At 43.7% G+C, this 6,343-nt stretch carries 6 protein-coding genes; 1 reads left to right on the top strand and 5 read right to left on the bottom strand.

The window, feature by feature from the left end; genetic code table 11:
* Positions 1 to 112: 112 nt before the first annotated feature.
* The 4 genes from pstA to ACYPWY_RS11360 all read right to left on the bottom strand — a co-directional run bounded on the left by pstA (position 113) and on the right by ACYPWY_RS11360 (position 4,373).
* Positions 113 to 961 carry a phosphate ABC transporter permease PstA gene (gene pstA / locus ACYPWY_RS11345; RefSeq protein ID WP_459685641.1) on the bottom strand — a complete coding sequence of 283 codons (849 nt, stop codon included), beginning with the start codon at positions 959 to 961 and terminating at the stop codon, positions 113 to 115.
* 2 nt (positions 962 to 963) lie between these two features.
* A complete protein-coding gene (gene pstC, locus ACYPWY_RS11350; protein ID WP_459685642.1) occupies positions 964 to 2,196 on the bottom strand; it encodes a phosphate ABC transporter permease subunit PstC in 1,233 nt (410 codons plus the stop codon).
* Positions 2,193 to 3,008 (bottom strand): PstS family phosphate ABC transporter substrate-binding protein, encoded by an 816-nt coding sequence (locus tag ACYPWY_RS11355; protein ID WP_459685643.1) that lies wholly within the window; start codon positions 3,006 to 3,008, stop codon positions 2,193 to 2,195. The genes pstC and ACYPWY_RS11355 overlap by 4 nt, the downstream gene beginning before the upstream one ends.
* A 108-nt stretch (positions 3,009 to 3,116) precedes the next feature.
* A complete protein-coding gene (locus tag ACYPWY_RS11360) occupies positions 3,117 to 4,373 on the bottom strand; it encodes a hypothetical protein (RefSeq protein WP_459685644.1) in 1,257 nt (418 codons plus the stop codon).
* Positions 4,374 to 4,625: 252 nt separating this feature from the next.
* On the opposite strand from ACYPWY_RS11360, the gene ACYPWY_RS11365 reads away from it, so the two are divergent.
* Positions 4,626 to 5,705, top strand: a complete 1,080-nt coding sequence (locus tag ACYPWY_RS11365) for an AAA family ATPase (protein WP_459685645.1) — start codon at positions 4,626 to 4,628, stop codon at positions 5,703 to 5,705.
* Between the two features lie 53 nt (positions 5,706 to 5,758).
* Here ACYPWY_RS11365 and ACYPWY_RS11370 read toward each other — a convergent pair whose 3' ends face one another.
* On the bottom strand, positions 5,759 to 6,205 hold the full coding sequence (locus ACYPWY_RS11370; RefSeq protein ID WP_459685646.1) for a virulence RhuM family protein: 447 nt from the start codon (positions 6,203 to 6,205) through the stop codon (positions 5,759 to 5,761).
* Positions 6,206 to 6,343 lie beyond the last annotated feature (138 nt).

The raw sequence follows: 6,343 nt of genomic DNA on the forward strand, positions 1-6,343 counted from the left end.
TTTTTCATGCATTTGCCCAGGCATATTTAGCATATCCGTCAGGAGGCTGTGTCATAAGTAGATTTATAGAAAATGGTTAATGCCATAAATCCCGAAAAACAATGTTTCTGTATCAAGCTACTTTCCTCGTAAACTTCTTGCGTAATAATGATGCTAAAATATTCAGCACAAGCACTATGGCAACCAGCGCCAAAGCCGTTCCGTATGCGATTGGACGCGAGGATTCGATGTCGGTTCCGCTTGTTACAATAACGTACAAATGGTAGGGAAGCGCCATCACCTGGTCGAAAATGCCGGTGGGTAGTTTGGGTAAAAAATAGGCGGCAACGGTAAACAGAATGGGGGCTGTTTCGCCCGAAACCCTGCCGATAGAAAGTATCAGTCCGGTGATGATATTGGGGTATGCCATTGGCAGCACCACCCGCCAGATGGTTTGTAATTTGCTTGCTCCCAGCGCCAAGCTGCCTGTGCGATAGGAATCGGGAACGGCTTTGAGGGCTTCTTCGGTCGTGCGGATAATCAGGGGCAAGATGAGCAGGCCCAAGGTTAACGAGCCGGCGAGAATAGAATCGCCAAAGCCCAAGGTATTGACAAATAACGCCATGCCGAACAACCCGAACACAATAGACGGAATGCCCCCCAAGTTGTTGGTCATCACACGGATGAATTTCACTATCCAGCCATTGCCCGCATATTCGTTCATGTAAATCGCCGACATCACCCCAAACGGGAATGCAAGCGCCATGCTGCCGATAACCAGACAAAGCGTACCGACAATAGCCGGAAAGATGCCGCCGGAGGTCATCCCCTCGGTAGGAGCAGTGGTCAGAAATTCCCAACTGATAACGCCGATGCCGTTGTAAATAATGAATCCCAATATTCCCAGGAGAATGGCTACTACCAATAATCCCAGCGCCCGAAAGGTGATGAAGGCTATTTTTTGTGATGTTCTTTTGTTCATAATTACATTCCTTTCCCTTGTTGCCGTTTTGAAATAAATTCTGCTGACAGGCTGATTATCATAGTCATGGCGAAAAGGATAATGCCCAACAGAAATAATGCCTGATAATGTGTCCCTCCCGAAGGCGTTTCGCCCAGTTCTGCCGCAATAGTCGCCGGAATAGTCCGTACCGACTCGAAGAGAGTGTGAGGCATAACAGCTGCATTGCCCGTAACCATGAGCACCGCCATCGTTTCGCCGATAGCCCGGCCAATGCCCAGCACCACAGCAGCTACAATGCCCGAAGAAGAGCAGGGGAGTACAACCCTGTAAATGGTTTGCCAGGGCGTGGCGCCCAAAGCCAGGCTTGCTTCCCGCATGGTTCGCGGCGTATTGCGCATGGCATCTTCGGCTACGGTAATAATGGTTGGCAACGCCATGATGGCCAATATTACACTGCCCGCGAAAGCCGTTTCGCCAACAGGCAGCTGAAGCGTTTTTTGAATAAATGGAACCAGCACCACCAATCCGAAAAAGCCATATACCACCGATGGAATACCTGCCAGTAGTTCAATGGTGGGTTTCAGTATTTTGCGTGTATGCTCGTCTGCCAACTCCGAAAGGTAAACAGCTACCCCTAATCCCAGGGGTAAAGCTATCAATATGGCAAAAAGGCTGACCCACAACGTTCCCAAAACCAAGGGAAGCGCCCCGTATTGAGGAGCAGGCGTGGCGGTGGGTTGCCACTCTTGTCCACCGAAAAAATCGGCGACCTGAATCGTTTCCGAAAGCAAGACCTTTATTAATGGAGAATGGAGAGTTGAGAATGGAGAATTTTCTTTGGGCAGGTATTTTTCGGGAAGAAACGCTATTATAGTGGGATTTTCGTTAATGACCTCGCCTAATTTTTGCGGAAGCAAAGCATAATCTTCACCCAATTCCTCATCGGAATAGCTATTGAAGATTTCCTCGAAGCGGAAAATCATGATTTCCTCGTCCCGACCGCCGACCTCTTTCCAATTTGTTATTTCGGAATCGAAGATGCGTTTGATTTGCTGCGGGTTAAGTTTCTCTACGGTGTTTGTTGGATGAACGCAAAGCGCATAGCCTTTCTCTACTGCCGGATTGTTGAATAAACCCAATCCTTCTTTGAATAGAAAAATGATAATCAGTAAAATAGCAAGGGTGGTGATGCCTCCACTCAGGGTAAGCATCACCTCCACAACGCGTTCTGCGATTCGTCTTAATTTTCTCATCTTATGGTAATAAAGCCAACTTCTGTATTGATTTTTTGTCCTTCGTCCGATAATACATAGTCGATAAAGGGTTTCACTTTCTTTTCCGATTTCAGCTCATAGTAGTAAAACAATGGGCGGACAATCGGGTAGGTTTTGTTTTTGGCATTGGCTATCGACGGCTCTACAAAGGTTTTTCCCTGGTCGTAGGAAACATGAATGGCTTTCACCGCCTTGTTCAGATACGCCAGTCCCACATAACCAATAGCTCCATTCGTCTGACTAACCGACTGAATAATAGCGCCCGTAGCAGGTAAGCTCATGATGCCGTTCAGGTAGTTCTTGTTTTTGAGTACGCTCTCCTTAAAAAACTCGTAGGTACCCGATGAGGTTTCGCGCGAATAGGGGATGATTTTCAAATCGGCTCCACCCAACTCTTTCCAGTTCTTTATTTTTCCGGTGAAAATACCCTCCAATTGTTCGCGGGTGAGGTTACTTACCTTGTTGCCGGGGTTCACCACAATGGCCAAGGCATCGTAGGAGGCAATTACCTCTTTCACTGTTTTTCCGCCTTCTTGCATCTTCTGCTTTTCGTCAAATTTTATTTTTCGCGAAGATTGGGCAATGTCGGTAGTGCCCTCAAGCAAGGCCGAGATGCCTACGCCACTTCCGCCGCCGGTTACAGTAAGCGTTTGCGAAGGATTCTTTTTCATAAAACTTTCGGCTTCTTTTTGCGACAAAGGCAACATGGTGTCCGAACCTTTGATTTTTTGAGCCTGTATGCCGAATGATATACTCAACAATAGGATGCTTGTTAAAATTAACTGTTTCATTTCCATTTATTTTAAATTGATTATTTGTTCTGTTTTTACACTACAAAATTGGGCTTATAATGATACATAGCAGGCACAATCCTGCTACATTTCTGTTACAATTTTCCGTTAGAATTTATATTGCAGGCGCAAGGTGAGCACATTGTCTTTGCGGTCGTTCTTGTATTTATCAATCGCCTGGCTTGTTTCGTTTTTGTTCAGCTCGTAGAAAGCCGTCAATTTCACGTTGGCGCTTGCTCTCCATAAAAGCCCGAGGCCAAAGGTATTGACGGCAATGTCGCCTTCAGTTTTAGCCTCATCGCCCGAAAGTTTCGTGTTTGGGTCATACCAGTCGTATTTCAGTACGGCAGAAAAAGGTAGTTGTGCAATATCTTGCACAAAAACAACGTAGCCACCGGAAAAACTGCGGTTATAGGTATCAATAGCCGGCAAAGCGGAGGCGTTAGGGCTTTTGCTGTTGCCTTTCGCGGCAGGTTGCTCACCAAAGAGGTATTCTCCTCGCAATTGTGTCATACCAAAAGCGCCGGCAAAGCTCAACTGCGCATCCAAGCCCATGTATTCCCGTTTGGCAAATCTGCCTTTGTTAGCGGCATCGTCGTTCAGCACAAACTCCTTGCCGTCAATCGAATAAACCTTGTCCGTTCCCTGAAAGAGGCCGCCATTATAGTACGACACACCGCCACCGATTTTCAAATCGCTACCAACAATTTTAGCAGCAGACAGGTGCCCGATAAAGTCCAGGCGACTGTCGGTTTCCTGCTTGATACCGTTACCGGCAAACAGTCCGGCTTCGAGTTTGAGGATATTCCAGGGCGAAGTTTTGTCGGCCTGCAAGGTAAGAGAAGCGCCCAAGTCCCGCTCTTCGGGAAACAGCGTTTGGAAGATGGTCGAACGTTCGGGCGATTCGCGCCGGGAAGACGAAAAGCTGATTTCGTCGCCAAACGGACGGTCGAAAATACCAGCTTTCAGCACGCTTGTGCCCAACCAAGGGTCTTTTACGGCCAGGAAAACATCTTTGAACGCAATCCCTTTTTCGGTAAAATCGGGTTGAAAGGTTGCAGAAACAAGGCCTTCTTCATACACAAACTTGATGCGTCCGCGACGAACGCCGAACCGGTTAAACGATTCCTCCGGATTTTCGTTGGCTGTGCCCGATTTCAACGAGGCATCCTGTTCTCCCCACAGATACTGTGCTTGAACATAGCCCGATACCTTGAATTTTTGGAGTTTCTTAACGGCATCTTCGAGTGTTTGGGTCTTTTGTTCCAGTTTTTCCACCGGCGTCAGTTCCGGCTCTTCGAGTTGTGCAAAAGCTGTTGTCATTACCGACAGGCAGCAAAATAGCGTTGCAATACATTTTTTCATACATCATTTTTTAAAATTACTACTTTGAAATTATTGACGATGCAAAAATACTGCAACAGTATTACACTGTACCTGCATTTTGGTTACAAAAATGTTTATTATGGAAACGTAATGGAAATCCTCCTTTTTTGATATTTATTCTATCAAAAAATGAATCGCCATTTTCTCATTACGAAAAATTTCGTAACGAAGTTTTTCGTAATGATTTTTTTTTTTGTAACTTTGTTGCGTAAATCTTAGAATAGGAACGTGATGGAAAATCCCTTTAAATTTGGATCTATCGTTGATAATAAACATTTTACCGACAGAATAAATGAGCAACAGGAAGTCCGGCAGGCGCTGAACAGCAGCAACCATCTGATACTGATTAGCCCTCGCCGTTTTGGCAAAACGAGTTTGATTGAAAAAGTTACCGCCGAGATGGAACGCCCTGTGATTTCGCTCGATTTGCAACTGGTTACCGGTATTACCGACTTTGCGGCGCAGTTGCTGAAACGAGCGCTTAACATCAATACCTTGGAAAAAGTGAAGCGACTCATCGCCGCTTTCCGCATTGTGCCAACCATAGAACTTAATCCCTTAACTAACAACCTCGAAATTTCGTTTCATCCATCTGTAAAAGAAAGTTTTACAACACTTGAGGACGTCTTTAATCTGATTGAAAAAACAGGCGAGAAAGGCAAACGCCCGATTGTGGTTTTGGACGAATTTCAAGAAATTGTTTCGCTGAATAAAAATCTACCAAAGCAGTTACGCTCTGTTATTCAGCATCATAAAAATGTGAATTACGTATTTTTGGGCAGTTTAGAGTCAATGATGAAAGCCATTTTTGAAACAAAAAAATCGCCGTTTTATCATTTTGGCTACCTTATGCAACTTCAAAAAATTCCGTACAATGATTTTCACGAATATCTGACAAAACGACTGGCGACTGTTACTTCTCAAAGCGAATCCTTATCGTCCGAAATACTGCAATTTACCGATTGCCATCCATATTACACACAGCAACTTGCCTATTATTGCTGGGCTTTTCTTGAAAAGAACGAGTACGAAAGTGAACTATTTAATAAAGTGATTATCAATATTCTGAATGTACACGACACCGACTATGAGCGACTTTGGAACACCATTAGCAAAACTGACAAAAAAGTGCTGATTGCATTGGCTGTCAACGAAAATTTCGACAGGTTACAATTGCCCACAAGTACCATTTATAGTGGAATAAAACGCTTGATAGCCAATGGTTACTTGATTAAAGACAACGCGTTCAAGTTCGATGACCCATTTTTTAAATATTGGATTGGGAACAGACGAAATCCGTTGCCTTTGTAGAATGATTATTGACTTTCAAGACAGCGTCTGAACTTTGATTTATCAAATATTTTTCAATAATTCTGCTGCTGATATTTCCATAACAATTTATTGTCAATATGCTCAAACCGCTGATTAAGAGCATATCCTTTTAGAATATATTCTTTCAAAATACGATTTGCCCATGCACGAAACTGAATACCGCGATTGGACTTTACTCTGTAACCAACCGACAAAATCATATCAAGATTGTAGTATTCAATGTTTCGCAAAACCTCTCTATTCCCTTCTATCTGAACTGTCGCAAAATTTGCGACAGTTGGAAATTCAGCCAATTCTTCTTTCAAAGCATTGTTTATGTGTTTGCCTATTGTTTTTACATCGCGGTCGAAAAGTAATGCAAGTTGATTACGATTAAGCCATACCGTTTCATCTTCCATACGCACTTCCAGTTGAACCGAGCTATCTGGTTGATAAAGAATGATTTCATTCTTCTTATTTATAGCTATTTCTGTTATCATTGACTTTATTTCATTAAACCCTAACTCCGCAAAAATTTAGGTAGTTTTAGCAAAAAAGTGGCATAAACATTTGGATATTCCACTTTTTTGTTGTAGTTTTGTGCTACCTAAATAGGTTGCATTATGTATTTACCGGAA

The organism is Viscerimonas tarda (assembly GCF_054601255.1).